The sequence below is a fragment of the Streptomyces sp. DI166 genome (assembly GCF_900091315.1).
Taxonomy (GTDB): Bacteria; Actinomycetota; Actinomycetes; order Streptomycetales; family Streptomycetaceae; genus Streptomyces; species Streptomyces fuscus.
Genome location: NZ_FLSP01000016.1, coordinates 39659 through 64789, shown reverse-complemented (window position 1 = coordinate 64789; position 25131 = coordinate 39659). Strand labels below are relative to the sequence as shown.

The following is a 25131-nucleotide window of genomic DNA, read 5'->3' as shown; positions in this document are numbered from 1 at the left end:
TCACTGCGCGATCACGGCCAGACGCCGGTAGGAATCCAGCAGCGGCCCGCGGTCGTATGTGCTGGTGGTGACGAGGATCTCCTGTGCGCCCGTCTCCTTCAACAGGATTTCCAACTCCTGTGCGACCTGTTCCTCGGTGCCGGCGATGTGCCCGGCGAGCCCCTGCTCGTAGAAGCCGCGCTCCTTGGCGGTCATGGTGAGGGACTCGACGCGCTCGGCGGGCGGCAGGGGCGGGAAGGTGCCGTGGGTGCGGGAGTACGCCATCGACCAGGCCTCCGGGATCAGCAGGCGCCGGGCCTCCTCGGGGGTGGCGGCCACGGCGACGGTGCCGGAGACCACGACATACGGCTCCGCCGACCAGGGGGAGGGGCGGAAGTTCGCCCGGTAGTGGTCGATGCCGCGCTGCATCCTGGCCCGGTTCCGTAGGCCGCCGATGACCATGGGCAGGCCCGCCCGGGCCGCGATGGCGGCGCCCTCGCCCATCGCCAGCACGAACGGCGGCACCGTCAGCCCCTCGGCGGGCCGCGCGTGCACCCCCGTCGGGGAGGTGCCGCGGAACCACCCCAGCAGCTCCTCCAACTGCCCCTCGAAGTCGTCGGCGCGGTCCTTGTCCCGGCCCAGCGCCCGGCGCACCCCGTCGGTGAACCCCACGGAACGCCCGAGCCCCATGTCGATCCGCCCGGGGAAGAGGGACTCCAGCACGCCGAACTGCTCGGCGACGACCAGGGGTTGGTGGTTCGGCAGCATCACCCCACCGGTACCGACCCGGATGGTGCGGGTCGCGGCGGCGACGGCGGCGGCCAGCACGGTCGGCGCGGACCCGGCGACCCCGGGCACCCCGTGATGCTCCGACACCCACACCCGGTGATACCCGAGCCCTTCCAGCTCCCGGGCCAGCGCCACGGTGTCCCGCAGCGCCTCGGCATGCGTGTGCCCCTCCCTCGTACGAGACCGGTCGAGCACGGAGAAACGGGTCTGGGCCAGGACGGAACTCATGCCTGGTTCAACAACGCGGGGCGCTCAGGATTCCGCCCCGCGCCGCGAGCGCACCCGTCCCTCCCGCGGCGGCTCGATGAACTGCAGCTCCAGCGTGAGCGGCGGCTCCGCGACGCCCGGTCCGCCCGCCGCCACCCAGTTCGCGATCTCCTCCGTGCTGTCGGTGTCCGTCGCGAAGCCCACCCACGTCGGCCGTCCGCCCGCCCGGCGCCCGGCCGGGGAGGGGGCGACGACGACCACATTGGCCTGGTCGCAGGGGCCCAGGCAGTCGGTCGTACGGAGGCGGAAGCCGTGCTCGGCGGAGGCGGCGCGAAGCCGTTCGAGCTGGGCCGCGTGGTCGGCGCCGGGATGCTTGGCGGCGTTGCCGCAGCAGCAGCCACGGCACACGACGACCGTGCAGGCAGGAGGGGAAGGCATGGCGACAGTCTGCTGCCTGTGCTGTGCGTGGTGATCACCGGCCCGCCCCCTGCGTATCGTGGGCGGCGTGACCGACGCAAGCAAACGGCCCCTCGCCGTGTTCGATCTGGACAACACCCTCGCCGACACCGGGCACCGGCAGCACTTCCTGGAGAGCAAACCGCGGGACTGGGACGGCTTTTTCGCCGCCGCGTCCGCCGATCCGCCGATCCCCGAAGGGATCGCGCTGGCGCTGGCCCAGGCCGAGGAGTGCGAGGTCGTCTACCTCACCGGGCGGCCCGAGCGGTGCCGTACGGACACCCTGGAGTGGCTCGCCGCGCAGGGGCTGCCCGAGGGGCGGGTGTACATGCGGCGCGACACCGACCGCAGGCCCGCCCGGCGCACCAAGTTGGAGATCCTGCGCCGCCTGGCCAGGACCCGGGACATCCGGGTCCTGGTGGACGACGACGAGCTGGTGTGCGAGGACGCCGAACGGGCGGGGTTCGCCGTCGTACGGGCGCGCTGGACCGCCCCTTCCGCCGCGCTGAAGAACGCTCAGGAGCGGGAGGGGCGGACCTGACAGCCGCGCCCGGGACCGGCCGGCTCAGGCCGTGTCGTCCAGGCGGAAGCCGACCTTCATGGTCACCTGCCAGTGCGCGATCGTGCCGTTCTCCAGCTGGCCGCGCACCTCGGTCACCTCGAACCAGTCCAGGTTGCGCAGGGTCTGGGAGGCTCGCTCGATGCCGTTGCGGATGGCCTGGTCCACGCCCTCGGGCGAGGTCCCGACGATGTCGGTGACCCGGTAGGTGTGGTTCGACATGTGGGTGCTCCTCTCACACGCGTCACTCCACCGTGCCCCACCGCCGCGCATCGCGCGAGCCGTCCGTCACCGGGCCACGCTCAGTGACAGCGCGAACCGGCCCTCCCGGTCCGTCCACCAGTGGGACTGCTCCAGCCCCGCCGCGGACAGCTCGGCGTGCACGCCCTCCTTCCGGAACTTCGCCGAGATCTCGGTGTGCAGCTCCTCGCCCGCCGCGAAGTCGACCGCCAGGTCCAGCGCGGGCACCTTCACGGTCTGCGCGACACGCGAGCGCAGCCGCATCTCGATCCACTCGTTCCGGGCGTCCCACAGCGCCACATGGTCGAAGGCACCGGGATCGAAGTCGGCGCCCAGCTCACGGTTGACGACGGCCAGGACGTTCTTGTTGAACGCGGCCGTCACCCCGGCCGCGTCGTCGTACGCCCGCACCAGCACCCCCTCGTCCTTGACCAGGTCGGTGCCGAGCAGCAGGGCGTCGCCCGGGGCCATCAGGGCGCGCACCCCGGCCAGGAAGTCGGCGCGCTCGGCGGGCAGCAGATTGCCGATGGTGCCGCCCAGGAACGCCACCAGCCGGGGTCCGGGGGTGTCGGGCAGGGTGAGCCGGCCGGTGAAGTCGGCGATGAGCGCGTGCACATGGAGCCCGGGCCGCTCCTCGATGAGGGCGTGCCCGGCCTGGGTGAGCGCGCTCTCGCTGACGTCGACCGGGACGTAGGTGTGCAGGTCGGTCAGCGCGTCGATGACGTACCGCGTCTTCTCCGAGGAGCCCGAACCCAGTTCGACCAGGGTCCGGGCGTGTGTCGCGGCGGCGATTTCGGCGGCGCGGTCGACGAGGATCTCGCGTTCGGCCCGGGTCGGGTAGTACTCGGGCAACTCGGTGATCCGCTCGAACAGTTCGCTGCCGACGGCGTCGTAGAACCACTTCGGAGGCAGGGTCTTCGGGGACTTGGTCAGACCGTGCAGGACGTCGGCGCGCAGCGCGGCCTCGGTGGCGTCCTCGGGCAGCTGGCGGGTGAGAAGGAACGGGCTCACGTGCGGGGCTCCTTGGACAGTGCTGGTGCCGAGTGCGTGCCCGGCTCCTTCAGGGGAGTGAGGGTGACGTCCGTGCGGCTCGCGACGAGGAGGGTCCGGTCGGGGACCTCCCGCCACAGCGGATCGTCGTCGTACGGCTCGGAGGCCACGACCGTGCCCTCGGCGGGATCGGCGCGGTACCACAGGGTGTCGCCCCAGGTGGTCGCCGCGATGCCGCCGCCGCTGGTCAGCAGCAGGTTCAGCCGGGCGCCCGGGGCGGCCTCGGTGACCTCGCGGACGGTGTCGGCGAGCGCCTGGCCGGGGTCGTCCCCGGCCCGCAGCCGGGCCAGGACCAGGGCCCACACGAACGCCGAGTCGTTGCGGGCCTCCAGCGACAGCAGATCCGTCGGCGACAGCGTGCCGGTCAGCGCCGCGAGCGAGCCGGGCCAGCCCGGCACCGCCCCGTTGTGGCTGAACAGCCAGGCGCCGGACGCGAAGGGCGCCGCCGCGGCCTCCGCGTCCGCCCCGGACAGCGTCGCGTCCCGCACCGCCGCCAGCAGACACGTCGTACGCACCACACGGGCCAGATCGGCGAAGGACAGGTCCGCCCAGATCGGCCCCGCCCGCCGGTACCGGGCCGGCACCGGATCGCCGGGCGCGTACCAGCCGACGCCGAACCCGTCCGCGTTGACCGTGCCGTACCGCTGCTTCCTGGGTGCCCAGGACTGGCGGTACAGGCCGTGGGGTGGTCCTGCGATGCGGGTGCCGAGCGGCTCCTCGGGCCCCAGATAGGCCAGATGACGGCACATCAGACGGCCTCCGAGCGGGCCGTGCGGAACCCGGAGAAGATCTGCCGGCGGATCGGGTAGTCCCAGTTGCGGAAGGTGCCCCGGCAGGCCACCGGGTCCACCGCGAACGAACCGCCGCGCAGCACCTTGTACTCCGGTCCGAAGAACACCTCCGAGTACTCCTTGTACGGGAAGGCGACAAACCCGGGATAGGGCAGGAAGTCGCTCGCCGTCCACTCCCACACGTCCCCGATCAACTGCCGCACACCGAGCGGTGACTCACCCTCCGGGTAGCTGCCGACCGGGGCCGGGCGCAGATGCCGCTGGCCGAGGTTGGCGTGCTCGGGCGCCGGGTCGGCGTCGCCCCACGGGTAGCGCGTCGAGCGGTTCCCGGCGGGGTCGTGCCGGGCGGCCTTCTCCCACTCGGCCTCGGTGGGCAGCCGCCGCCCGGCCCAGCGGGCGTAGGCGTCGGCCTCGTACCAGCACACATGGACGACCGGCTCGTCGGGCGGGACGACCTCGGTGACCCCGAACCGCCGCCGCAGCCACTGCTTGCCGTCCCGCCGCCAGAACAGCGGCGCGTGGATGGAGTTCTTGCGGATGTGCGCCCAGCCCGCGGCCGTCCACCAGCGCTCGTCCTGGTAGCCGCCGTCCTCGATGAACGCCTGGTAGGCGCCGTTGGAGACGGGTGTGGTGTCGATGTAGAAGGGCGCCACCTCCCGCCGGTGCGCGGGCCGTTCGTTGTCCAGGGCCCACGGCTCGTCGGAGGTGCCCATGGTGAACGGCCCGCCGGGGACGAGGACTTCGGAGGGGCCGGTGAACAGCGGGGCCGGCTTCGGGTCGGGCGCGGTCAGGGCCTGCGGGCCCGTGCGGAGCTGATGGGTGATCAGCATGGTTTCGTCGTGCTGCTGTTCGTGCTGCGCGATCATCCCGAAGGCGAAGCCCGCCTCGGTAAGCCGGGACCCGTGGAAGGCGGTGCTCTCCAGCAGGTCCAGCACCCGCCCGCGCACCTCGGCCGCGTACAGCCGGGCCTCGGCGGGCGGCAGCAGCGGCAGCGTGGGGCGTTCGGCGCGCGGGTGCTCGAAGGCGTCGTACAGGCTGTCTATCTCGGGCCGCATGGCCTCCCGGCCGCCGACCGCGCGCAGCAGCCACTGCTCCTCCTGGTTGCCGATGTGCGCCAGGTCCCACACCAGCGGCGACATCAGCGGGGAGTGCTGCGCGGTCAGATCCGGGTCCTCGACGCAGCTGGTGAGCAGCGTGGTGCGGTCGCGGGCCGTGATCAAGGTGGTCAGGGCCCGTTCCCGGAGCGCCTCGGTCTCGGTCATGACGTGCGGTCCTTCCCGTTCAGGCGGTCGAGCAGATCGTCGGCGGGACAGCGGCCCCGGGTGATGTAGCGGTCCCGGTACGCCGCGACGGCGCCCGTGACCTCGTCGGCGGCGCCCATCCTCGGCAGGGCGTCCAGCGCGGCGGCGAAGCAGACCTGCGCCGCCTCGTGGAGCTCCGGGTCCGTCAGGCCGTGCATGGCCGCGTCGGTCCACAGCGGGTTGTGCGGCGCGGGCCGCCGCTCGGCCCGCTCGGCGAGCGGCTTGACCGCGCGGTAGGCGGTCTCGGCGGCTTGCGGATCGTCGAACAGCGCCGCCGTCACGGCCAGCGGGACGATCCAGCCGTCCTCGCCGGGCTGCGCGTCGATCATCCGCAGCTCCAGGTGGCCGCGCGGTCTGACCGGCGGGAACAGGGTCGTCAGGTGGTAGCCGAGATCCTCCTCGGTGGGCGGCCTTGGCGTCGCCGAACGGGTCCAGTCACGGAAGGTGAGTTCCTCCGGGACCTCCCAGGGCCCCTGGTCCCGGCGTACGCACATCACCGGGGCGTCCAGGACGTGCCGGGCCCAGGCGGCGCGCGGATCGCCGTCCAGCGGGGGAGCGCCCGCCCGGCCCGCCCCGATCTCCATCCACAGCAACTGCCGGGTGGAGCGCCAGCCGGTGGGCCGACTGCCGGAGAGCGGGGAGTTGGCGAAGGCCGCCACCAGGACCGCGCCGAGCTGGTGGGCGAGCCACCAGCGCCGTACGTGGCCGAGCGGCCCGGGCTCCTCGTGGCCGGCGTCCAGGCAGACCTGCACGGAAGCGGAGGTGCACATCATGGCGCGGCCCGCGGGACCTCTGCGGTCCAGGCAGGCCTCCATGGCGTCGTAGCGGGGTTCGCGCAGATAGCGGCGGGGTTCGTGCCAGGGGTCGTGGCCGATGCCGACGAGTCCGAGGCCGTGGCCGCGCAACGTGGCGCGGACGGCGTCGAGGTCGGCGGAGACGGTGTCGATGCACTCCGTCAGGGAGGCCGCGGGCGGTGAGCTCAGCTCCAGCTGGCCACCGGGTTCCACGGTGAACGCCGACCTCAGGGGCACGGTCCGCAGGGCGGCGTAGGCCGCTCGCAGTCGTTCGGGTGTGACGGGGAGCTGCGGGCTGCGCAGCTCGTGGACGAGCCATTCCACCTCGACACCGATGGTCCGGGGCGGGCCGGTCTTGAAACAGATGCCTCGCACGAGGGCCTCGACCTCGGCTTCCGAGACCGAGGTACGGGGCCTGGTACAGCCACTCGGCGAGGCGCCGCTGGACGAATCTGGCATATCGGGATCCTCCTGATATTCCACCATGCCATTGCCCCGGCATTTCGGGTGGGCCGGGACGGCGCACCCGTCCCACCCAAGACGCTCGAACGGCTCGGCACAAGGGCGCATCCCGGGACGTTCCGGATTGGTCACTTCCGGTTCGTTCGGGCCTCCAGGGGCGTTCGAGGGCTCGAAAACTCGCTTGCGGCCCCCCTGGGCGATCACCCACGATGCGTGCATGAGCACAACGGGGGAGCGCGCGAGGCGTGCGCTCACGGCGCTTACGGGGGTGGCGCCATGAGCGCACGCCTGCGCGGCGTCGCGCAGCAGACCGAACAGATCGTCGCGGCGGGCTTCTACACCGCCTCCGACGGCCGCCGGGTGTCCATCGAGGCGGCGCTGTCAGCCGCCCGGCAGGGCACCCGCATGTACGGGCCGGACGCAGTCGAGGTCCCGGCGGCGCCGGTCACGGACACCGTTTTCGAGGTGACCGGCGAGTCCAGCCTGGAGGCTGCCCGCCGACTCGGCGCGGACACGGCCGTACTGAACTTCGCCTCGGCCCGCAACCCGGGCGGCGGCTACCTCAACGGCGCACAGGCGCAGGAGGAGGCCCTGTGCCGGGCCTCGGCCCTGTACGCCTGTCTGGTCGGGGTGCGCGAGTTCTACGACCACCACCGGGCGCACCGCGACGCCTTCTACACCGACCGCGTCATCCACTCGCCGGGCGTACCGGTCTTCCGCGACGACCGCGGCCGTCTGCTGGACGAGCCGTACACGGCCGGCTTCCTGACCTCGGCCGCCCCGAACGCGGGCGTCATCCGGCGTACGGCACCCCGGCGCGCGAAGGAGATCCGCGGCGCCCTCGCCACCCGCGCCGAGCGCGTACTGGAGGTCGCGACCGCACACGGCTACCGGCGCCTGGTGCTGGGGGCCTGGGGGTGCGGGGTGTTCCAGAACGACCCCGCCGATGTGGCGGGCGCCTTCCGGGGCCTGCTCGCTCCGGGAGGGCGGTTCGCGGGCCGGTTCGAGCGGGTGGTGTTCGGCATCCTGGACCGTACGCCGGACGCGAGGACGCGCGCCGCTTTCGAACGGGTGTTCCCGAAGGTCTGAGCGTTCCTCGGGTCAGCTTCAGGGCTGAGCGTTCCGCTCGTCAGCTCCAGCCGTAGCGTTCCCGCAGCCGGTGCCGGACCAGGTTGAACCGCATCCGGTCCAGCGCGCACGCCTCGCGCCGCATGCCCCGCTCGTGCAGCCGCAGCACCCGGTCCACGGCGACCCAGGAGTCACGGCCCGACTTGTCCCAGGGGCCGTTGCCGATCGGCACCCAGTCGCGGTCGGCGTCGTGCCGCTTGCTGGAGAGCTGCACGGCGAGGAAGGTGTCGCCGGGCTCCCGGGCCACGACGAGCACGGGGCGGTCCTTGCCCCGCCCGTCGTTCTCCTCGTACGGCACCCAGGTCCACACGATCTCCCCGGGATCCGGGTCGCCGTCGTGCGCGGGCGAGTACTCGGTCCGCACCCGGCCCACCTCGCGGGGGTCGGCCTCGACGGTCGCGAAGGGGCCCTGGCGGCCGGGGATGTTCTCTTCGGTGGGCGCAGTCACGGGGATCACGTTAGAGGGTGCGTCAAGGCGGGCCGACGGCGGGCCGGAAGACCGGCCCGCCGTCGGCGCTTTACGCCGGTCATCCCTCGCGCAGGCGCTCGTGCACAGCCGGAACCCCGTGCGGTGGCCAGGCCTCGTACCAGCGCAACTCCGCCTCCACCTGGGCGGCGAGGGACACGAGCAGGGGCTCACTGCCGGCGGGGCCGAGGAGTTGGGCGCCGACGGGCAGGCCGCCGTCGACGAATCCGGCGGGGACGTTGACGCCGGGCCAGCCCAGCACGTTCCAGGGCCAGGCGTACGGGCAGGCGGCGATCATCGCCCGGTCGGTGGCGAATCCGCCGAGCCCCAGCATCGCGCCGATGGGCGGTGGGGGAGCGGCGGTGGTGGGCGCGAGCATCACGTCGTACGACTCGAAGAACCTGCCGATACGGCGGTGCAGGACCGCCTCGGCGCGCCGCGCCGCCCGCAGGGGAGGCCCGCCGAGGAGCTTGCCGAGCCGGGCGGCGCCGTGGGTGCGGCGGTCGAGGAGCGCCGGGAAGGGCGCGTCGGCCACCCATTCCGCGATACCGGCGGTGGCCCGGGGCACGAAGGTGAGCCCGATCTGCCCGTACGGCGGATCGGCCTCCTCGACGTGGTGTCCCAACGCGGCCAGTTTCTCGGCGAGTTCGACGACCTTGGCGCGTACCTGCGGCTGGAGCCGGGCGGGCACCGCGGTGAACGGGGGCTTCAGGGAAAGGGCGATGCGCAGCCGCCCCGGTTCCCGGCCCACGGCGGCCGAGGCGTCGACGGCGGGCGGGCGGTGCGGGTCCCGCGCGTGGTTGCCGCTCGCCGCGTCCAGCAGCAGGGCGGCGTCGGCGACCGTACGGGCCAGGGTGCCGTTGACGGTGATGCCCTGGAAGGACTCGCCGCGCGGCCAGGTGGAGATCCGCCCGCGCTGCGGCTTGATGCCGACCAGGTTGGTCCAGCCGGCCGGGATCCGTACCGACCCGGCGCCGTCCGAGCCGAGGGCGGCGGGCACCAGACCGGCGGCGACCGCGGCGGCCGAACCGCCGGAGGAGCCGCCCGGGGTGTGCCCCTGGTGCCAGGGGTTGCGGGTCGCGCCGAAGGCGGGGCCCTCGGTGAACGGCCACTGCCCCAGTTCACAGGTGTTGGTCTTGCCGACGATCACGGCTCCGGCCGCGCGCAGCCGCCGTACCGCCTCGCCGTCCTCCGCGACCGGCGGGTACTCCCCGGGGCAGCCGAAGGCGGTGGGCTCACCGGCGACGTCCATGTCGTCCTTGACGGCCACCGGCACCCCGAGCAGGGGCCGCCGGGCCCCGGAGGCGAGTTCCCGGTCCGCCGCGTCCGCCTCCGCGAGCGCCGCCTCGGCCCGGACGAGCCGGAAGGCGTTGAGCGTGGGCTGCGTGGCCTCGATGCGCGCCAGCGCCTGCTCCACCAGCGTCCGGGACGACACCTCCCCGTCGGCCAGGGCACGGGCGGTCTCCGCCAGGCCTGCGGAACGGTCGAACGTCATACGGACACCTCCGGGGACGGCCTTGTCTACTGAACAGTAACCTGTGCGGCGCCGCGACGGAACGACCTTGGCGAGGGCGGGACTTGGGTGTACGGCGCATGTGTGCGCGAACCATTGACGCACTCCAGCCCCACCCCTACCTTCTGACCGACTTACCGAACTCTGTTCGATACCACGAACATGCTGGCGTCGCCGTACGCCGGCAGGGAGAGCCGCCCATGACCCCCCACCCCGCTCCGTCCCGCCGCACCCTGCTCCGCGCGATGGCCGCCGCCCCCGCCGCCGCGCTCCTGCTGAACGACACCCCCGCCCTCGCCGCCGCCCCACCGAACGGCTCCGCCACCCGCTACACGATCGTCCCGTTCCTCAACAGCGACGACGGCACGGTGAACGTCTACCAGTCCGACGACGCCACCGACTTCCGGCTGCTGCGGGCCTCCGCCTACACCCCGCCCGCCGGCCGCATCCGCGACGCGAGCGTCATCAAGCACACCGACGGCTACTACTACGCCACCTACACGACGCACACCTGGCAGGACCCCAGCACCACCATCGGCTTCGCCCGCAGCGCGGACCGCCTCAACTGGACGTTCCTCTACGACCACCCGGTCCCGATCGCGAACCTCTCCCGCGCCTGGGCCCCGGAGTTCTTCGTCGACAGCGACGGCAGCGTGCACATCATCGTGTCCTGCTCGACGACGAACGACGAGTGGATCTTCACGCCGTACGCGTTGCGTGCGACGAACTCCGCCCTGACATCGTGGAGTTCCCCGGCCCCCCTGTCCGGCATAGGCGCCAACCACATCGACACCTACCTGGTGAAGCTCGGCTCGACCTACCACGCCTTCACCAAGAACGAGACGACGAAGTACATCGAGTACGGCACGGCGTCCAGCCTCACCGGCCCGTACACGATCTCCCGCACCGGCGACTGGGCGGGCTGGGGCAGCTACCGCGAGGGCCCGGCCCTCGTCCAGCTCGACAACGGCGCCTGGCGCCTGTTCTTCGACGCCTACGGCGAGGCCCGCTACTACTACAGCGACAGCTACGACACCTTCACGACGTGGTCGCCCCCGACAGCCCTCCCGTCGATCTCGGGCACGGCCCGCCACTTCACGGTGGTGAAAGAGACGGTGACGGGCGGCCCGACGCTACCGCGCGACGCCACCCGCTCCTTCCAGTCCGCGAACTACCCCACCCGCTACTGGCAACAGCAGTCGGCGCTGCTGAACCTCCCGGTGGTGACCGCGACGAGCACGACCACGGACAAGCAGGCGTCCACCTTCACCGTCACCGCCGGCCTGGCCGACCCCACCGCGATCTCCTTCCGCGACACGTCCGGCAACTACCTGCGCCACTACGACTTCCGGGCCCGCTTCGACGCGAACAACGGCACGACCACGTTCGCGAGAGACGCGACGTTCATCCCCCGCACCGGCACGACACCAGGCTCCCTGCGCTTCGAGTCGTACAACTACCCCGGCCACTACCTGCGCCACTACGCCTACCAACTCCGCGTGGACCGCACGGACGGAACCGGTCTCTTCCGCCAGGACAGCTCGTTCGTCCCGGTCACGGCGTGGGGCTGAGCCCCGCCGCCGATCCATGGCCGCCCGCCCTCTCCAAGGCTTTGCGGGCGGCCAGGTACCCCGCGATCCGGAACGCCAGTTCATGGGAGTCCGACGCGTGCGCCCGGACGTGCCGCAGCACGACGCGGGTGGCGACGACGACGCGGTACCCGTGGTCGGGCGACGTGAGCTGCTCCTCGATGCCGCGGGCCGCGGCGGTGACGAAGCGGGACAGGTCCCCGGCCGACGGGGGTTCCACCGACAGCTCGCGCGCCACTTCGAAGACGAACCCCTCGGCGGCGGGCTCGAAGTCCACCTCGATCTCGGCGAAGTGCGGCGCGCAGTTCTGCTTCTGATGCCGCACCCGGACACCCCGGATGGGAAACGGCGGAAACCGAACCGGCCCTGAGGTCATGCAGGAACGCTACCCCGGTCACCCCTGCCTCACGACAGACCACCCGGCCCAGCGGTCAGGACGCTCCCGCGGATGGAGGTCTTGCCGTCGGCCGTCATGTGCGCCCACGTCAGGAAGACCCTTTCCTGGGAGCCGTTGGCGAAGACGGCGGCCGCGGACAGGTGGAAGCAGTTCTTCGGATTGCCGGAGCTGACCTGAACCGGAGTGCCGATGTTCAGCTGTGCGTCCGAGTACAGCTGTGCCGTCACCGTCGGAACGGTGGAGAACGTGTCCGCGCTCTTCTCCACCCAGGCCATGACGAATCGGCCGCCGGGAAGTGCCGTCAGAGCGGGGGAGGTCCGGGTGAAGTGCTTCGGCGAACCGGCGGTGCCGCTCGTGATGACGTCGCCGCCCCCTGCCGGGTCGAAAATGCTGGCCACGGCGGTGGTCTGGGGTTCGCCGAGGTCGCTGTTCTGGACGGACTTGATGTGCGCCGCGACGAACCGCCCGTCGGCGGCACCTGCCCGCCCGACGACCGGCACACGGCCCTCGTCGGCGAACTGGCCGAGCGGCTGCGAGCCCCGTGGGTCAGCGAGCACCTGGCCTTCAACCGGGTCGCGGACGCGACGGGCGGATTCCACACCGGCTTCATGCTGCCGCCCTGCCAGAACGACGCCGGGGTGCGTGCCGCCGTCCGGTCGGTGCGCATCATGGCCGATGCGCTGAGCTGTCCCTCGGCGATCGAGGTCGGCACCAACTACCTCCGGCCGAGGCCCGGCGAGCTGACCGACGGCGACTTCGTGCGGCGGGTCGCCGAGGGCAGTGGCTGCGGTCTGCTCCTGGACCTGCACAACGTGCTGGCCAACGAACGCAACGGCCGGGGCGGCGTGGACACCCTCCTGGCCGAACTGCCGCTGGACCGGGTGTGGGAGGTGCACCTGGCGGGCGGCACCGAGCACCGCGGGTACTGGCTGGACTCCCACTCCGGCCTGCCCGACGCCGAACTCCTCGCGCTCGCCGCGCGCGTCCTGCCCCGGCTGCCCGCCCTGCGCGCCGTCCTGTTCGAGGTGACACCGGGCTCCGTACCGGAACTCGACGCGGGCGCCGTACGTGACCTGCTCTCGTTCGTGCGGGAGGCCTGGCCGGACGCCGATCCGCTGCCCCCGCTGTCGTCGCCGCGCCCGGTGGCGCTCCCAGTGGCGCTCCCGGCAAGCGCGGCGGGAGGACAGGTACTCCCCGCCGAGTGGGAGCACACCCTGGCAAGTCTGGTCATCGGCCGCGACCCCGGCACACCGCTCGCCCGCGAACTCGCCGCCGACCCCGCGATCGGCCTGCTGCGCGAACTCGTCACCGAGTTCAGGGGCAGCGCGCTGGCGGGAGCTCTGCGCTACACCACACGGCTGCTGCTCCTCACACTCGGGCCCGAAGGCGTGGCCCGGCTCCTGGACGCCTACCTGCGCGCGCGACCGCCGCGGCTCTTCGCCTCCGAGGAGGCGTTCGCCTTCGCCGAGCACCTGGCCGGGGACCTTCCCCACGTGCCGTGGCTGGCGCAAGTCCTCCAACTCGACCTCGGACTGCTGCGGGCCCGGATCGACGGCACGCCCTGCACCGTGGCCCTCGACACCGATCCCACTGCCCTGCTGACCGATCTGGGCGCGGGCCGCCTGCCGGCGTCGCCGCGGCGCGGCCGGTACCGGGTCCGGCTCGTCGACGACGAGGTACCGGCCTGAGCGGACGCGGTGCGCTCAGCGGTCCCTGCGCCGCATTTGTCTGGGGCTCACCCTGAAGCGGCGGTGGAAGGCCGTGCTCATGGCGCTGGCCGAGGAGAAACCGGAGGCGTAGGCCAGGTCGGTGATGGTCAGGTGGTCGCAGTCGGGGCAGCGGAGGCGGTCGCGGACCAGGCGGAGGCGTTCCTCGCGGATCAGGTCGCGGGGCGTGGTGCCGACCTGCTGGAGGGCGAGCTGGATCTGGCGCAGGGACCAGCCGAGGGCGCGGGCCATGGACGTACCCGACAGGGCGGGGTCGGCGGCGTGGGCGCGGACGTAGCGGCGGACCATCGCCTCGACCTCCGTCAGGTGGCCGGGGCCGGTGGGGCGGTCGTCGCCGACGGCGAGCATACGGAGCATCTCCACGACCCGGTCGCAGACGGCGTCGAACTGCGCGGCGGTCAGATCGTCGCGCTCCTCGTGCAGGCTGCGCACGACGGTGTGCAGGACCCGGCCCAGGCCCTTGGTCAGGTCGAGGCCGGTGACCAGCGGGGCCTTGCTGTTCAGCGGGCCCTCGATCTCCTGGGCCGGTATCGACATCACGACACCGTGCAGGGAGTCGCCGTGCCTCAGTTCGAAGGGCGTGCCCAGGGTGAACAGGCTGCCCGTGCCCGGACCCATCCGGACCTCCTCGTCGGCCTGGCGCAGCCGCATCTCGCCGGCGAGTGGGATCAGCAGCCGGTAGTCGGGGTCGGGGGTCTGCCGGATCAGGCCGGGAGTGCGGGCGTACTCAACCTCGTCGCTGTGCCAGGTGACGATCTGGTAGGTGGCGCTGTGCTGGCGGATCAGCTCGCCACGGAACGACGCGGGGGAACCGAACCGGTAGTCCATCCGCGGGTGGTACGTGCCCACCCGCTCCGTCCACAACTCGGTCCGCTCGCCCGCCTCGACCTCGGCGGTCCTCGTCGTCTCCACGACATAGCTTCCCGCGGACACCGCTCATCCTCCGCTGTGACGTGCCCCGAGCGGCGCTGCTGCTGTCGGCAACTCCCCTGTGCCCGAGGGCTGTTACTCCCTGCACACTAGGCGTCGGCAATCGGTTTCCGAAACATTTCGCGCTCACATTTGGCCTCAGACCGAAGCGAATTCGGCGCGATCGTTGCCTTCCCGCACCCCGTATGCGCCCCACGGCAACTTCCCTGCGCGCCCGGACAAGTCCCGCTCCCCGCACGGCACTACCGTCTTGCGCTCGTCGACCCACCACCTGCTGTGAGGACCTGATGACGGAACGGATACCGGAGGCCGTGCTCTGGTGCCTGGCCGTGGGCCTGATCGCCGTCGCCGTGCTGCTGCTGCGCGAACGCGGCATCAGCGCACGGCAGCGCGCACGCACCACCGAACTGAGCGACGGCCTGCGGGCCCGTGACGAGGCGTTGCGGCACCTCGTCACGGTCCGCCTTCCGGCCGTGCAGGACACCGCCCAGCCGCGGGACACGGCCGCGCTCCCGCTCGACCACCGGCTGGCGGACACGGAGTTCGCGGGGTGTCTGGACGCCGTCGTGGAACGGTTCACCGACACCGTCGAGCACGCCCGTGCCCGCGCCGACCAGTCCGCGAAGGCCGCCCTGAAGGCGTCCATGCGCTCCATTCAGGCCCTCGCCAACGAACAGCAGGTGTCCATCGCCGATATGCAGGACCGCCACGACAACCCCGACGTGCTGCGTGACCTGCTCGAAATCGACCACGCCAACGCCCAGTTCGGCCGCCGGGCGCAGGCCGTCGCTGTCCTGTGCGGCTCCTGGCCGGGCCGCCAGCGCGCCACCTCCGCGCTGACCGAGGTGGTACGCGGTGCCACCTCCCGCATCCGCGACTACCGTCGCGTCCGCGTCAACGGCGAGGTCGATCTCGCCGTGCGCAGCCGGGCCGTGGAGCCGGTCGTCCTCGCCGTCGCCGAACTCCTCGACAACGCGGCCCGCCACTCCCAGCCGGGCACCACGGTCGAGGTCACCGTGCAGAGCGTGCACAACGGCGCCTGCGTCGTGATCGACGACGCCGGCGTCGGCATGGACGGCAGGGCGGCCGAGCACGCCGCCGAACTCCTCACCGGCAGCCGCCCGGTGGACATCACCCGGCTCGGCGACCCGCCCCGCTTCGGCTTCGCCGTCATCGGGGTCCTCGCCGGGCGCTACGGGTTCAACGTCTCGGTGGACACGCTCTCGCCCTACGGCGGTGTACGCGCCGTGGTGTTCCTGCCCGCCGCGCTGCTCACCCACCTGGAAGCCGTACCCGCGCCCGAACCCGCCCCCGTACCGTCCGCGCGCCCCACCACCGAACCCGACGCGCCGCCCGAGCCCGAGCCCGAGCCCGCCACTGCCCCCGCCCGCGAGCCCGAACCCGAGCACGAACCCGTGGCGACCACCCCCGGCGGACTGCCCCGGCGCCGGCGCCGCACCGCCCGTCCGGCGACCGCCGAGGCTCCACCGGCCGTCGAGGTCGGCGGACGCTCCGCGGACGAGAACGCCCGCCGCATGGCCGCCTTCGCCCGCGGCACCCGCTCCGGCCGCGGCGCCCGGAACCCATTTGACGACGAAGGGAACACCCAGGAATGACCGGGCTGACCGACAACACGCTGGGCTGGATGCTGGACGACGTACTGCAGGTCCCGCACGCGCGGCACGCCATCCTGCTCTCCGCCGACGGCATGCTCCGCGCCCACTCCAAGGACATCGGCCGAGACGACGCCGAACGGCTGGCCGCGGGCCTGTCCGGCGTCCAGTCGATCAGCCGGAGCACGGCCGAGTTCTGCGGCAGCCCGCACACCCCGTGGCGGCAGACCCTGATCGAGTTCGCGCACGGCTACGTCTTCCTGGTCGCCGCCGGGGAGGGCGCCTACCTCGCGGTCTCCACCGGAGAGGACGTCGACATGGAGGCCGTCACCTACCGCATGCACAAACTCGTCGACCGGCTGGGCAAGGAGCTGACCAGTCCCGCCCGGCGGGACGCCGGCCTCCCGGCATGACCCCCAAGCGCCGAGCATCCGACCGGCTGGTGCGGTCGTACGTCGTCACGGACGGCCGCGCCCACCCCACCCGCAACACGCTGGACCTGGTCACCCTGCTGATCGCGGTCGACGACCCGCCGCTCGACGGCCTCAACCCGGAGAAGCGGCGGGTGGTGGAGGTGTGCCGGCCCGGCGCCCTGTCCCTCGCGGAGGTGGCCGGCCATCTGTCGCTGCCGGTCGCCGTGACCAAGGTGCTGGTCGCCGACCTCATGGACAGCGGCCACATCGTCACCCGCGCCCCGATCCCCGCCGCCCGCCCGGCCGACGCCCGCATCCTCCAGGAGGTGCTCGATGCACTCCGCGCCCGCCTCTGACGCCGTCCACCTCGGGCCCCATGTGCAAACGGCGGTCAAACTGCTCGTCGTCGGCCACTTCGCGGTCGGCAAGACCACCTTCGTCGGCACGCTCTCCGAGATCCGGCCGCTGCGCACCGAGGAGGTCATGACCGAGGCCGGCGCCCTCGTCGACGACCTCGCAGGCATCCGCGACAAGACCACCACCACCGTCGCCCTCGACTTCGGCAGGCTCACCCTCAACGAGCGTATGGTGCTCTACCTCTTCGGCACCCCAGGCCAGCAGCGCTTCACCCCGCTGTGGCAGGACATGACCCGCGGTGCCCTCGGCGCGCTGGTCCTCGCCGACACCCGACGCCTCGGCCAGTCCTTCGAGGTGATGGGCGTGCTGGAGGAACACGGACTGCCCTACGCGGTGGCCGTCAACCAGTTCCCCGGCGCCGCCGCGCACCCCCTCGACGAGGTGCGCGAAGCCCTCGACCTGCTGCCCGAAACGCCCCTCGTCCGCTGCGACGCCCGCGACCCGGTCTCCTCCACGCGGGCCCTGATCAGCCTCGTCGAGTACCTCCTGAACCGCACCGGCCACCTGGAGCACGCGTGACCTCCGCAACCCCCGCACCGTCCGCCCCGCCGCCGGGCTGCCCGGCACACGAGTCCCTGCACGGACCGGAGTTCGCCGCCGACCCGGCCGCCGTCTACCGGCGGTTGCGCGCCGTTGGCCCGATAGCGCCGGTCGAACTGGCGCCCGGCGTGCCCGCCTCGCTGGTCGTCGGCTACGACGCCGCCCTGCACGTGCTGCGCGGCACCGAGACCTTCTCCAAGGACCCACGCCGCTGGAAGGACCTCGCCGACGGCACCGTCCCCATGGACAGCCCCGTCGTGCCGATGATGATGTACCGGCCGAACGCGCTGTGGAGCGACGGCGCCGAGCACCGCAGACTGCGCGGCGCGATCACCGACAGCCTGGCGCGGGTCGACGCGGCCACCCTGCGCGGCTATGTCGAGGCGAGCGCGGACACCCTCATCGACCGCATCGCCCCGGCCGGACAGGCCGATCTGCTCGGCGAGTACGCCCAGGTCCTGCCGCTGCTGGTGTTCAACCGCCTGTTCGGCTGCCCCGCCGACTACGGGGAGCGGCTGGTGCGCGGCATGTCCGGGATCTTCGACGGCGTGGACGCCGAACAGGCCAATGAACTGCTCGCCACGACCCTGCTCGACCTCGTCGCGCTCAAGCGCCGCAGGCCCGGAGCGGACGTGACCTCCTGGCTGATGGCCCACTCCGCAGAGCTGACCGACGAGGAGATGGTGCACACCCTGGTGCTGCTCATGGGCGCGGGCACCGAACCGCAGCAGAACCTGATCGCCAACAGCCTGCGCCTGCTGCTCTCCGACGACCGGTTCGCGGGCGACCTGTCCGGCGGCAGCCTGCCCGTGGAGGACGCCCTCGACGAGGTGCTGTGGACGGACCCGCCCATCGCCAACTACGCCGTGCACTACCCGGTGCACGACGTCGTGTACGAGGGAGTCCTGCTGCGGGCCGGGCATCCGCTCGTGGTCAGTCTCGCCGCCGCCAACACCGACCCGGCCCTGACGACCGATCAACGCGCTGGTAACCGGGCCCACTTGGCGTGGAGCGCGGGCCCGCACAACTGCCCGGCGCAGAGCCCGGCCCGGCTGATCGCGGCGGTCGCCGTGGAGAAGCTGCTCGACCGGCTGCCGGAGGTCGAACTCTCGGTACCGGTCGAGGAGTTGACCTGGCGGCCCGGTCCGTTCCACCGTGCGCTGGCGGAGCTGCCGGTGACCTTCCCGTCGGCCGCCGTCACCCCGCGCGGCGAGGGCGCGGCGCCCGTGACGGACACCGCGCCGACACCCCCGCCGTCCGGGGAGACCGGGACGGACCGCGTACGGCGGGGCTGGGGCGGCCGGCTGCTGGCCTGGTGGCGCGGGGAGTGATCAGGACACGTGGACCGGGAGGGAGCGGTGGCCGTTGGAGATGAAGGACTCCACCGGCTCCAACTCCCCCTCGGACACGGCCAGTCGCAGGTGCGGGAAGCGACCGAAGAGCGCCCGGAGCGCGATGTTCGCCTCCAGCCTGCCCAGCGGGGCGCCCAGACAGAAGTGCACCCCGTGACCGAAGGCGAGGTGCTCCTTGTCGACGCGGGTGACATCGAAGCGGTCGGCGTCCGCACCGTACTTGTCCGGGTGGCGCCCGGCGGCGGCGTACGCGGCGAGGATCGCCTCGCCCTTGGCGATCACCATGCCGTCCGGGCCGCCGAACTCGCTCATCTTCAGGTCCTCGACCGCGTACCGCAGCGGCAGGCTGGCCACGGGCGCCTCCACCCGCAGCGCCTCCTCGACCACGTCCTCCCAGCCGGTCCGGCCGTCGCGGACCCGGGCGAGCTGGTCCGGATGGGTCAGCAGGAGGTGGATGGCGTTGTCGATCAGGTTGACGGTGGTCTCGTGCCCGGCGCTCACCATCAGCACCAGGGTGTCCAGCAACTCCTGCTCGCTCAGCCGCCGGTCGCCGTCGTCGTCGCGGGCCGCGATGAGCGCCGAGGTCAGGTCGTCGCCCGGCGACCGCCGCTTGAGAGCGACGAGTTCGCCGAGCGCCGCGTACAACCGGGCGTAGTTGTCGGTGACTTCCTCGGGGGTCGCGGAGGTGCGGAACACGCCGTCCACGACGGCCCGCAGCTCCGCGCCCTGCTCCTCGGGCAGGCCGAAGAGTTCGCTGATCACGCCGATCGGCAGCGGGTAGCAGAACTCCTCGCGCAGATCGACGACTCGGCCGTCCTGCCCGGCCTCCGCGATCCGGTCGAGCAGACCGGTGGTGATCTCCTCGATCCGGGGCCGCAGCGCCGCGGTGCGCCGGGCGGTGAAGGCCTTGGAGACCAGGGAGCGAAGCCGTTTGTGCTCGCCCCCGTAGGCGGTGAACATGTTCTGCACCGCCACCCAGGTGAACAGTGGCCACTCCGGGGCGATTTCGCCGTTGATCCAGCGCGGCCAGTGCCGGCGCGGGTCCTTGGAGACACGGGGGTCGGTCAGCAGGCGCTTGAGCAGTTCGGGGCTGCTCACGGCCCACGCCGGGACTCCGTCGGGGAGTTCGACCAGGGTCACCGGGCCGCGCTCGCGAATCCGGGCGGCCTCGCCGTGGATGTCACGGCCGGTCGGGTCGATCACTAAGGGGCGGGGTTGTCCCACGCAAGCCTCCTCGGCGCTACAGGCATACGACCGGCAACGGTATGCCGACGTATCGCACCGGGGGAGGGCGCGCGGCGGGTGCTGCGCACCGGAGCAAGTTCTCTGCGTCCGGCGGCAAGTCGCGGGTGTGTTCCGCGTTCTACGGTTCGAGGTGTCGGATCGGAGAGCCGGTGAGGGTGATGGCAGTCGAGAGGACCTCGTGGTGGATGCCTCCGGGCAGCATCGAGGTGCGGACCGTGGCCGCGGGCGGTTGGTGGGACGCCGTACGCGCGCCCCTGGACCTCGGAGTGCAGGCGCTGTGGCATCTCGGTGACGATTCCGGAGCAGTGATCCGGGACGGTTTCGGGGGGCGCCTGTACTGGATGGTCCCCCCTGGCTCGGCGGCCGGCTGGGACATGCCACTGGTGCGCGTACTGGGCCGCGGCAGCCATGTCGTGGTCCCGCCGGTCCACCGGGTCATGGGTCCTGGCCTGTGCTGGCAGATCCCGCCGACGCGGGAGCGCGAGTGGACCGACCCGTCCCGTCTGCGCGCCGCCCTGCGCACGGCGCTGCTCAGCGAGGCGTCCCGTACCGCCTGAGAACCGCAAGAGACTTCCGCCCCGGCCGCACCTGAACCCGGCCGGGGCGGAACTGTCCCGGGGGTGGGCTCAGTCGAGGTCGAACCGGTCGAGGTTCATGACCTTGTCCCACGCCTTCACGAAGTCCCGTACGAGCTTCTCCTGCCCGTCGGCGCAGGCGTACACCTCGGCGACGGCGCGGAGCTGGGAGTTCGCGCCGAAGACCAGGTCGACGGCGGTGGCCGTCCACTTCACCTGGCCCGTGGCGCGGTCCCGGCCCTCGTAGACGTTCTCGTCCGTCGTCGAGACCTTCCACTCCGTGCCCATGTCGAGCAGGTTCACGAAGAAGTCGTTGGTCAGCGTTCCGGGCCGGTCCGTGAACACCCCGTGCCGGGACTGCTTGTGGCCGGTGTCCAGGGCGCGCATGCCGCCGATCAGCGCCGTCATCTCGGGCGCGGTCAGGGTCAGCAGGTTGGCGCGGTCCAGCAGCAGGGTCTCCGGGGACAGCTTCTCGCCGGACTTCAGGAAGTTGCGGAACCCGTCGGCCTGCGGCTCCAGCACGGAGAACGACTCCACGTCCGTCTGTTCCTGGGAGGCGTCCGTACGGCCGGGCGCGAACGGCACCGTGACGGCGTGCCCGGCGTCCTGCGCGGCCTTCTCGACGGCCGCGCATCCGCCCAGCACGATCAGGTCGGCCAGGGAGACCTTCTTGCCGCCGGTCTGCCCGGAGTTGAACTCCTGCTGGATCCGCTCCAGGGCCTGGACGGTGCCGGTCACCTCGGGCGCGTTGTTGACCTCCCAGTCCTTCTGCGGCGCCAGCCGGATCCGGGCGCCGTTGGCGCCGCCGCGCTTGTCGGTGCCGCGGAAGCTCGCCGCCGCGGCCCAGGCGGTGGTGACCAGGTTCGGCACGGACAGGCCCGAGTCGAGGATCTTCGCCTTGAGCGCGGTGATGTCCTCGTCCCCGACCAGCTCGTGGTCGACCGGCGGCACGGGGTCCTGCCACAGCTGCGGCTCGGGGACCCAGGGGCCGAGGTAGCGGGAGACGGGGCCCATGTCGCGGTGGAGCAGCTTGTACCAGGCCTTGGCGAAGGCGTCCGCGAGCCGGTCCGGGTTCTCGTGGAAGCTCTTGGTGATCGGACCGTAGACCGGGTCCAGCTTCAGCGCGAGGTCCGTCGTCAGCATCATCGGCGCGTGCCGCTTGGACGGGTCGTGGGCGTCGGGCACGTCGTTCTGGGCGGCGGGGTCGGTAGGCTTCCACTGATGGGCGCCGGCCGGGCTGGTCGTCAGCTCCCAGTCGTACTTGTACAGGTTGTCCAGGAAGCCGTTGTCCCACCGGACGGGGTTGTTCGTCCACGCGCCTTCGAGGCCGCTGGTGAGCGCGTCGCCGCCGACGCCGCTGCCGCAGGTGTTGCGCCAGCCGAGTCCCTGCTGCTCGATCGGGGCGGCCTCGGGCTCCGGGCCGATGCAGTTGGGGTCGACCGCGCCGTGACACTTGCCGAAGGTGTGTCCGCCGATGATCAGGGCGGCCGTCTCCTCGTCGTTCATCGCCATCCGGCCGAACGTCTCGCGGATGTCGCGGGCGGCGGCCAGCGGGTCCGGATTACTGTTGGGGCCCTCGGGATTGACGTAGATCAGGCCCATCTGAACAGCGCCGAAAGGACCGGTGAGTTCCCGGTCGCCGGTGTACCGCTCGTCACCGAGCCAGGTGTCCTCGGGGCCCCAGAAAATCTCCTCGGGCTCCCAGATGTCCTCGCGTCCGAAGCCGAATCCGAACGTCTTGAAACCCATGGATTCCATGGCGCAGTTTCCGGCGAAAACCAGAAGATCCGCCCAGGAGATCTTCTTCCCGTACTTCTGCTTGACCGGCCACAGCAACCGGCGCGCCTTGTCCAGGCTCGCGTTGTCCGGCCAGCTGTTCAGCGGCGCGAAACGCTGAGCGCCGCTGCCGCCGCCACCCCGGCCGTCCGCGATCCGGTACGTTCCAGCGGCGTGCCAGCTCATCCGGATGAAAAGGGGGCCGTAATGGCCGTAGTCGGCCGGCCACCACTCCTGTGAGCTGGTCATCACCTCGAAGACGTCCCGCTTGAGCGCCTCGACGTCGAGGGTCGCGAACTCCTTCGCGTAGTCGAAGTCCTCGTCCATCGGATTGGAGCGGGAGGAATGCTGGTGGAGGATCTGGAGGTCTAGCTGATTGGGCCACCAGTCGCGGTTCGTCCGGGGCCGAGTCGGTGTGGGACTCGGCGAGGAAATCGCGGGGTTCTCGCTTTCACTTCCGGGCATGCCAGTCCTTCTTCCTGTCGGTCGGCGTACGTATGCTCGCGCACGCCGGACCGCATGGCCACGAAACACGCAGAGCGGGTTCGTATGACAAACGCGGAAAAGGAAGTGGCTTTCCGGAAGGGCTGTCAGGCTGTGGGGTCGAGCAGGATTTTCCGCACCCCGTCCGAGCGCTCCGCGAACAATGCGTACGCCTTCGGGCCCTCCGACAGGGGGAAGCGGTGGGAGACCACGACCTCCGGCTTGATCCGGCCGGCCTGGGTGAGCGCGATCAGGGGCGGGAGTTCGTACTGGATCGAGCACAGGCCGATCGCGAACTCCAGTTCCTTGATCTGGGCCAGACCCAGGTGGAACGGGAACGCCTTGTTGTGGCTGACGCCGATCACGCTGACCCGTCCGGCCTGCCGGACCGACTTCAGGGCCAGCTCGATGGTCGCGTCCGAGCCCACCGCCTCCACCACCGCGTCCGGGCCGCGTCCGCCGGTCAGTTCGCGGATGCCGGCCCTGACGTCCTCGTCCTCGACGGGCTCGACGCCCAGCTCGGCGGCGAACGCACGGCGTTCCGCGACCAGGTCCACCCCGAGCACCCGGGCGGCGCCCATCGCGAAGGCGGACTGGGCCGCCATCAGGCCGACCGGGCCGAGGCCGATGACGAGGACGGTCTCGCCGGGCCGGATACGGGCACGGCGGCAGCCGTACCAGGCGGTGGGGGCGTTGTCGGTCAGGACGACGGCGGCCTCGTCGGAGACGCCCTCGGGCAGGGCGACCAGGTTGACGTCGGCGTGCGGCACCGCGAGGGCCTGGGCCTGGCTGCCGGGGAGGCGCGGGCTGACGCCGTAGCAGAGGTCCGTGGGGGACTTGGCGTTCTCGCAGCGGCCGGTGAATCCGGCCGCGCAGGAGCGGCACTGGGTGCAACCGGCCGAGGCGGGCACCAGAACCCGGTCGCCGGGTTTGAAGCGGGTGACCTGCGTGCCGGTGTCGACGACCACACCGACGCACTCGTGGCCCGGGGTGTAGCCGAGTTCCGGGCTGAACGGGTTGCCGTGGTAGATGTGCAGGTCGCTGCCGCAGATACCGGCGGTGGTCACCCGGACGACCGCGTCGGTGGGGCGGGCCACGGCGGGGTCGGGGACCTCGCCGTAGCGGATGTCGTGACGGCCGTGGTACGTCAGTGCCTTCATCGGTTCGCCGTGTCTCCCGTACCCGTCAGTCCGCGATCTTCAGTACGAGCTTGCCGCGGTTCTCGCCGCGGAACAGACGCATCAGGGTGTCCGGGAAGTCGTCGACCGAGCCGGAGACCACGTCCTCAAGGGACTTGAGCCTGCCCTCCGCCCGCCACGCGGCCATCTTCGCGATGCCCTCGCCGTACCGGTCGGCGTAGTCGAAGACGACCATGCCGGTCATGGTGGCCCGGTTGACCAGCAGGGAGAGGTAGTTGGCCGGTCCCTGCGGCTTGGTGCTGTTGTACTGGGATATCGCCCCGCAGACCACGATCCGGGCTCCGCGCGCCAGGCACAGCAGCACCGCGTCCAGGATCTCGCCGCCGACGTTGTCGAAGTACACGTCCACGCCGTTCGGGGCGTGCTCGCGCAGCGCCTTGCGGACGTCCTCGCTCTGGTAGTCGATGGCGGCGTCGAACCCGAACTCCTCCACGATCATGCGGCACTTGTCCGCGCCGCCCGCGATGCCGACGACCCGGCAGCCGAGGATCTTGGCGATCTGGCCGACCACGCTGCCGACCGCCCCGGCCGCACCCGACACCACGACCGTCTGCCCCGGCTCGGGGCGGCCGATGTCGATCAGGCCGAAATAGGCCGTCAGTCCGGACATGCCGAGCGTGCCGAGATACGTCGGCAGGGGCGCCGCCCCGGGGTCGACCTTGGTCACCCCGAGCCCGTTGGACACGCAGTACTCCTGCACGCCGAACGACCCCGACACATGGTCGCCGACGGCGAATCCGGGGTGGTGGGAGGCGACGACGCGTCCGACCGCGCCGGCGCGCATGACCTCGCCGATCTCCACCGGGCGGATGTAGGAGCGGCCCGCGTTCATCCAGCCGCGCATCGCCGGGTCGATGGACAGACAGAGCACCCGCACCAGGAACTCCCCGTCGCCGGGCTCGCCGACCGGTTCCTCGACGTGCTGCCAGTCGGTGGGCCGCGGCTCTCCCACGGGGCGTGCGGCCAGGCGGACCTGGCGGTTGGTCGTGCTCATCGTCGGCGGCTCCTCGGACGGTCGCGGGGGCTGGCGGCACGGCATACCAGCCGGTCGGTATGGGGGGTGAGCGTACGGTGCCGGGGCGGGCGAGGCAAGGGGTTCCGGTCCCGGGACGCGACGGGCCGCTGCGAATCGGCCACGGT

General features: G+C 72.0%; 26 protein-coding genes. 10 read left to right on the top strand and 16 right to left on the bottom strand.

Annotation, left to right across the window (positions count from 1 at the left end; all coding sequences use genetic code 11):
- Entirely contained in the window at positions 1 to 996 is a 996-nt protein-coding gene (locus GA0115233_RS10830; RefSeq protein ID WP_093719942.1) for an LLM class flavin-dependent oxidoreductase, read from the bottom strand.
- 24 nt (positions 997 to 1020) lie between these two features.
- Positions 1021 to 1413, bottom strand: coding sequence for a (2Fe-2S) ferredoxin domain-containing protein (locus GA0115233_RS10825; RefSeq protein ID WP_093719941.1), 393 nt, complete (start codon positions 1411 to 1413; stop codon positions 1021 to 1023).
- Positions 1414 to 1480: 67 nt separating this feature from the next.
- Between GA0115233_RS10825 and GA0115233_RS10820 the strand changes: the two genes are divergently transcribed.
- On the top strand, positions 1481 to 1972 hold the full coding sequence (locus tag GA0115233_RS10820; RefSeq protein WP_093719987.1) for a phosphatase domain-containing protein: 492 nt from the start codon (positions 1481 to 1483) through the stop codon (positions 1970 to 1972).
- A 24-nt stretch (positions 1973 to 1996) separates the two neighbouring features.
- On the opposite strand, the gene GA0115233_RS10815 is transcribed toward GA0115233_RS10820, so the two are convergent.
- From GA0115233_RS10815 to egtA, 5 genes are all read right to left on the bottom strand, one after another.
- Complete coding sequence (locus GA0115233_RS10815) at positions 1997 to 2212, bottom strand: dodecin (RefSeq protein ID WP_093719940.1); 216 nt, start codon at positions 2210 to 2212, stop codon at positions 1997 to 1999.
- 66 nt (positions 2213 to 2278) lie between these two features.
- Positions 2279 to 3241: an L-histidine N(alpha)-methyltransferase gene (gene egtD / locus GA0115233_RS10810; protein WP_093719939.1), complete on the bottom strand. Its 963-nt coding sequence runs from the start codon at positions 3239 to 3241 to the stop codon at positions 2279 to 2281.
- Entirely contained in the window at positions 3238 to 4029 is a 792-nt protein-coding gene (gene egtC / locus GA0115233_RS10805; RefSeq protein ID WP_093719938.1) for an ergothioneine biosynthesis protein EgtC, read from the bottom strand. The genes egtD and egtC overlap by 4 nt, the downstream gene beginning before the upstream one ends.
- On the bottom strand, positions 4029 to 5333 hold the full coding sequence (egtB, locus tag GA0115233_RS10800) for an ergothioneine biosynthesis protein EgtB (RefSeq protein ID WP_093719937.1): 1305 nt from the start codon (positions 5331 to 5333) through the stop codon (positions 4029 to 4031). Before egtB ends, egtC begins: the two co-directional genes overlap by 1 nt.
- Positions 5330 to 6625, bottom strand: a complete 1296-nt coding sequence (gene egtA / locus GA0115233_RS10795; RefSeq protein WP_093719936.1) for an ergothioneine biosynthesis glutamate--cysteine ligase EgtA — start codon at positions 6623 to 6625, stop codon at positions 5330 to 5332. Before egtA ends, egtB begins: the two co-directional genes overlap by 4 nt.
- A gap of 279 nt (positions 6626 to 6904) precedes the next feature.
- On the opposite strand from egtA, the gene GA0115233_RS10790 reads away from it, so the two are divergent.
- Positions 6905 to 7717: a TIGR02452 family protein gene (locus GA0115233_RS10790; protein ID WP_093719935.1), complete on the top strand. Its 813-nt coding sequence runs from the start codon at positions 6905 to 6907 to the stop codon at positions 7715 to 7717.
- 40 nt (positions 7718 to 7757) lie between these two features.
- On the opposite strand, the gene GA0115233_RS10785 is transcribed toward GA0115233_RS10790, so the two are convergent.
- Positions 7758 to 8204 (bottom strand): type II toxin-antitoxin system PemK/MazF family toxin, encoded by a 447-nt coding sequence (locus GA0115233_RS10785; RefSeq protein WP_093719934.1) that lies wholly within the window; start codon positions 8202 to 8204, stop codon positions 7758 to 7760.
- A gap of 79 nt (positions 8205 to 8283) precedes the next feature.
- Entirely contained in the window at positions 8284 to 9717 is a 1434-nt protein-coding gene (locus tag GA0115233_RS10780; RefSeq protein WP_093719933.1) for an amidase, read from the bottom strand.
- A 218-nt stretch (positions 9718 to 9935) separates the two neighbouring features.
- On the opposite strand from GA0115233_RS10780, the gene GA0115233_RS10775 reads away from it, so the two are divergent.
- Positions 9936 to 11306, top strand: a complete 1371-nt coding sequence (locus GA0115233_RS10775) for a glycoside hydrolase family 43 protein (protein ID WP_093719932.1) — start codon at positions 9936 to 9938, stop codon at positions 11304 to 11306.
- On the opposite strand, the gene GA0115233_RS10770 is transcribed toward GA0115233_RS10775, so the two are convergent.
- Positions 11290 to 11649, bottom strand: a complete 360-nt coding sequence (locus tag GA0115233_RS10770; RefSeq protein ID WP_176711722.1) for a hypothetical protein — start codon at positions 11647 to 11649, stop codon at positions 11290 to 11292. The two genes, GA0115233_RS10775 and GA0115233_RS10770, sit on opposite strands and share 17 nt — an antisense overlap.
- A gap of 80 nt (positions 11650 to 11729) precedes the next feature.
- Positions 11730 to 12221 carry a hypothetical protein gene (locus GA0115233_RS40965; RefSeq protein WP_176711721.1) on the bottom strand — a complete coding sequence of 164 codons (492 nt, stop codon included), beginning with the start codon at positions 12219 to 12221 and terminating at the stop codon, positions 11730 to 11732.
- Here GA0115233_RS40965 and GA0115233_RS10765 point away from each other — a divergent pair.
- Positions 12168 to 13409: a DUF692 domain-containing protein gene (locus GA0115233_RS10765; protein ID WP_176711720.1), complete on the top strand. Its 1242-nt coding sequence runs from the start codon at positions 12168 to 12170 to the stop codon at positions 13407 to 13409. The genes GA0115233_RS40965 and GA0115233_RS10765 overlap by 54 nt on opposite strands.
- Before the next feature lie 15 nt (positions 13410 to 13424).
- On the opposite strand, the gene GA0115233_RS10760 is transcribed toward GA0115233_RS10765, so the two are convergent.
- A complete protein-coding gene (locus tag GA0115233_RS10760) occupies positions 13425 to 14381 on the bottom strand; it encodes an AraC family transcriptional regulator (protein WP_255310131.1) in 957 nt (318 codons plus the stop codon).
- 284 nt (positions 14382 to 14665) lie between these two features.
- Here GA0115233_RS10760 and GA0115233_RS10755 point away from each other — a divergent pair, with 284 nt between their 5' ends.
- Genes GA0115233_RS10755 through GA0115233_RS10735 form a run of 5 tightly spaced genes read left to right on the top strand, consistent with a single transcriptional unit; the run spans position 14666 to position 18692 of the window.
- Positions 14666 to 15994, top strand: a complete 1329-nt coding sequence (locus GA0115233_RS10755; protein WP_093719929.1) for an ATP-binding protein — start codon at positions 14666 to 14668, stop codon at positions 15992 to 15994.
- Positions 15991 to 16404 (top strand): roadblock/LC7 domain-containing protein, encoded by a 414-nt coding sequence (locus GA0115233_RS10750; RefSeq protein ID WP_093719928.1) that lies wholly within the window; start codon positions 15991 to 15993, stop codon positions 16402 to 16404. The genes GA0115233_RS10755 and GA0115233_RS10750 overlap by 4 nt, the downstream gene beginning before the upstream one ends.
- A complete protein-coding gene (locus GA0115233_RS10745; protein ID WP_093719927.1) occupies positions 16401 to 16760 on the top strand; it encodes a DUF742 domain-containing protein in 360 nt (119 codons plus the stop codon). The genes GA0115233_RS10750 and GA0115233_RS10745 overlap by 4 nt, the downstream gene beginning before the upstream one ends.
- Positions 16738 to 17340, top strand: coding sequence for a GTP-binding protein (locus GA0115233_RS10740; RefSeq protein WP_093719926.1), 603 nt, complete (start codon positions 16738 to 16740; stop codon positions 17338 to 17340). The genes GA0115233_RS10745 and GA0115233_RS10740 overlap by 23 nt, the downstream gene beginning before the upstream one ends.
- Positions 17337 to 18692, top strand: a complete 1356-nt coding sequence (locus tag GA0115233_RS10735; protein ID WP_176711719.1) for a cytochrome P450 — start codon at positions 17337 to 17339, stop codon at positions 18690 to 18692. The genes GA0115233_RS10740 and GA0115233_RS10735 overlap by 4 nt, the downstream gene beginning before the upstream one ends.
- Here the strand turns inward: GA0115233_RS10735 and GA0115233_RS10730 are convergent, their stop codons facing one another.
- Complete coding sequence (locus GA0115233_RS10730; RefSeq protein WP_093719925.1) at positions 18693 to 19937, bottom strand: cytochrome P450 family protein; 1245 nt, start codon at positions 19935 to 19937, stop codon at positions 18693 to 18695. It abuts the gene before it with no gap.
- 179 nt (positions 19938 to 20116) lie between these two features.
- On the opposite strand from GA0115233_RS10730, the gene GA0115233_RS10725 reads away from it, so the two are divergent.
- Positions 20117 to 20515 carry a hypothetical protein gene (locus GA0115233_RS10725; protein WP_093719924.1) on the top strand — a complete coding sequence of 133 codons (399 nt, stop codon included), beginning with the start codon at positions 20117 to 20119 and terminating at the stop codon, positions 20513 to 20515.
- 69 nt (positions 20516 to 20584) lie between these two features.
- Here the strand turns inward: GA0115233_RS10725 and katG are convergent, their stop codons facing one another.
- From katG to GA0115233_RS10710, 3 genes are all read right to left on the bottom strand, one after another.
- Entirely contained in the window at positions 20585 to 22774 is a 2190-nt protein-coding gene (gene katG / locus GA0115233_RS10720; RefSeq protein WP_093719923.1) for a catalase/peroxidase HPI, read from the bottom strand.
- Between the two features lie 125 nt (positions 22775 to 22899).
- Positions 22900 to 23952, bottom strand: coding sequence for a zinc-binding dehydrogenase (locus GA0115233_RS10715; RefSeq protein WP_093719922.1), 1053 nt, complete (start codon positions 23950 to 23952; stop codon positions 22900 to 22902).
- 25 nt (positions 23953 to 23977) lie between these two features.
- On the bottom strand, positions 23978 to 24985 hold the full coding sequence (locus GA0115233_RS10710) for an NADP-dependent oxidoreductase (RefSeq protein ID WP_093719921.1): 1008 nt from the start codon (positions 24983 to 24985) through the stop codon (positions 23978 to 23980).
- Positions 24986 to 25131: the final 146 nt, after the last annotated feature.